3 protein-coding genes are annotated in these 2,794 nt (G+C 70.0%); 2 read left to right on the forward strand and 1 reads right to left on the reverse strand.

Features of this window, described 5'->3' with window-relative positions; all coding sequences use genetic code 11:
• Both GH736_RS20590 and hpaD read left to right on the forward strand, forming a co-directional pair.
• On the forward strand, positions 1 to 1,296 hold a 1,296-nt coding region (locus GH736_RS20590), incomplete at its 5' end, for an aldehyde dehydrogenase (RefSeq protein ID WP_159606646.1).
• A 38-nt stretch (positions 1,297 to 1,334) separates the two neighbouring features.
• Positions 1,335 to 2,456 carry a 3,4-dihydroxyphenylacetate 2,3-dioxygenase gene (gene hpaD, locus GH736_RS20595; RefSeq protein ID WP_159606648.1) on the forward strand — a complete coding sequence of 374 codons (1,122 nt, stop codon included), beginning with the start codon at positions 1,335 to 1,337 and terminating at the stop codon, positions 2,454 to 2,456.
• Between the two features lie 27 nt (positions 2,457 to 2,483).
• Here hpaD and GH736_RS25555 read toward each other — a convergent pair whose 3' ends face one another.
• Positions 2,484 to 2,612, reverse strand: a complete 129-nt coding sequence (locus GH736_RS25555) for a hypothetical protein (RefSeq protein ID WP_268891259.1) — start codon at positions 2,610 to 2,612, stop codon at positions 2,484 to 2,486.
• Positions 2,613 to 2,794: the final 182 nt, after the last annotated feature.

The raw sequence follows: 2,794 nt of genomic DNA on the forward strand, positions 1-2,794 counted from the left end.
CCGTGGCCCCGGATGCTCCCCCGCGCGCGGGCGCGCATCCTGCACCGCATCGCCGACCTCGTCGAGGCGCAGGACGCGCGGCTCGCCGAGCTCGAGACGTTCGACACCGGGCTGCCGATCACGCAGGCGCTCGGGCAGGCGCAGCGCGCGGCCGAGAACTTCCGGTTCTTCGCCGACCTGATCGTGGCGCAGCGCGACGACACCTACAAGGTGCCGGGCCGGCAGGTGAACTACGTGAACCGCAAGCCGATCGGCGTCGCCGGCCTCATCACGCCGTGGAACACGCCGTTCATGCTCGAGTCGTGGAAGCTCGCGCCGGCACTCGCGACCGGCAACACGGTCGTGCTCAAGCCCGCAGAGTTCACGCCGCTGTCGGCGTCGCTGTGGGCCGACATCTTCCATGAGGCCGGCGTGCCGGCAGGCGTCTTCAACCTCGTCAACGGACTCGGCGAGGAGGCCGGCGACGCGCTGGTGAAGCATCCGGATGTGCCGCTGATCTCGTTCACCGGCGAGAGCCGAACCGGGCAGCTGATCTTCGCGAACGCGGCGCCGTTCCTGAAGGGGCTGTCGATGGAGCTCGGCGGCAAGAGCCCGGCGGTGGTCTTCGCGGACGCCGACCTCGAGCAGGCGCTCGACGCGACCGTGTTCGGGGTCTTCTCGCTCAACGGCGAGCGCTGCACGGCCGGATCGCGCATCCTCGTCGAGCGGCCCGTCTACGACGACTTCGTCGCCCGCTACGCCGAGCGCGCCCGCAACATCGTCGTCGGCGACCCGCACGATCCGGCCACCGAGGTCGGCTCGCTCGTGCACCCCGAGCACTACGACAAGGTCATGTCCTACGTCGAGATCGGCAAGGGCGAGGGTCGGCTGGTCGCGGGCGGCGGGCGCCCCGACGGCCTCGACACCGGCAACTACGTGGCCCCCACGGTGTTCGCGGATGTGGCGCCCGACGCCCGCATCTTCCAGGAGGAGATCTTCGGCCCGGTCGTCGCGATCACCCCGTTCGACACCGACGAGGAGGCGCTCGCGCTCGCGAACGGCGTGAGGTACGGGCTGGCCGCCTACGTCTGGACGAACGACCTCAAGCGCGCCCACACGTTCTCGCAGGCCGTCGAGGCCGGCATGGTGTGGCTCAACTCGAACAACGTGCGCGACCTGCGCACGCCGTTCGGCGGCGTGAAGGCCTCGGGCCTCGGGCACGAGGGCGGCTACCGCTCCATCGACTTCTACACCGACCAGCAGGCCGTGCACATCACGCTGAACGAGGCGCACTCGCCCCGCTTCGGCGCGCGCTGACCATTCCCGACCGACCGACTCCCAGCAAGGACGCTGACATGCAGATCCCAGAGCCCACCGTCACCGCCGCAGACCCCATCCCGGCACCCGCGCACGCGATCCCGACCCCGTCAGCCACCCCGCCCGACATCGTGCGCTGCGCATCGATGGAGCTCATCGTCACCGACCTCGCCGCCTCCCGCGCGTTCTACGTCGACGTGCTGGGCCTCGTCGTGACCGAGGAGGACGACGAAGCCGTCTACCTGCGCTCCCTGGAGGAGTTCATCCACCACAACCTCGTGCTCCGCAAGGGCGACGCCGCCGCGGTCGCCGCGTTCAGCTACCGGGTGCGGACCCCCGAGGACCTCGACCGCGCCGTCGCGTTCTACGAGGAGCTCGGATGCCGCGTCGAGCGCCGCGCCGAGGGCTTCACCCGCGGGATCGGGGACTCGGTGCGCGTCGAGGACCCGCTGGGCTTCCCGTACGAGTTCTTCCACGACGTGCAGCACGTCGAGCGGCTCGCCTGGCGATACGACCTGTACACGCCCGGCGCCATCGTGCGGCTCGATCACTTCAACCAGGTCACGCCCGACGTGCCGCGCGCGGTGAAGTACATGGAGGACCTCGGCTTCCGCGTGACCGAGGACATCCAGGACGAGGCCGGCACCACCTATGCGGCGTGGATGCGGCGCAAGCCCACGGTGCACGACACCGCCATGACCGGCGGCGACGGCCCGCGCATGCATCACGTCGCGTTCGCGACCCACGAGAAGCACAACATCATCGCCATCTGCGACAAGCTCGGCGCGCTGCGGATGTCGGACGTCATCGAGCGCGGACCAGGACGGCACGGCGTCTCGAACGCGTTCTACCTGTACCTCCGCGACCCCGACGGCCACCGCATCGAGATCTACACGCAGGACTACTACACGGGCGACCCCGACAACCCCGTGGTCACCTGGGACGTGCACGACAACCAGCGCCGCGACTGGTGGGGCAACCCGGTCGTGCCGTCCTGGTACACCGAGGCTTCGACCGTGCTCGACCTCGACGGGAACCCGCAGCCGCTCACGTCGCGCACCGACGACTCCGAGATGGAGGTCACGATCGGCGCCGACGGCTTCTCGTACACGCGCAAGGGCGACGACGAGCGCGGCTTCAAGCTCGGCAACACCCTCTAGCGCGGATGCCGCGGCCGGGCGCCGGTCTCAGGCCAGGAACTCGATCGCCGCCGTCTTGAAGCCGCGCGAGGTGAGGGTCGACACGTGATCGCGACCGGGGATCGACACGTAGTCGGCACCCCACTCGAGCGCGAGCTCCCGCGCCCCGACGGGCACGGGGTCCCGCTCGCCGGCGACGAACAGTGCCGGGATGTCGCCGGGAATGAGGAGTGGCGCCGTGCTCGGTCGTGTGTTCTCGGCAGAGACCGACGACGAGGTCTACGGCACGCTCGGCTACGCCGACGGCGCGAACGCCCAGCTCTCGGTGGACTGGTCCGACGAGTCGTATCGCAAGATGA

The organism is Agromyces humi (assembly GCF_009720255.1).
Classification (GTDB): Bacteria; Actinomycetota; Actinomycetes; order Actinomycetales; family Microbacteriaceae; genus Agromyces; species Agromyces humi.

Coding starts and splice junctions, on each gene's coding strand:
- hpaD (WP_159606648.1), top strand. CDS start 1,335: ATGCAGATCCCAGAGCCCACCGTCACCGCCGCAGACCCCATCCCGGCA.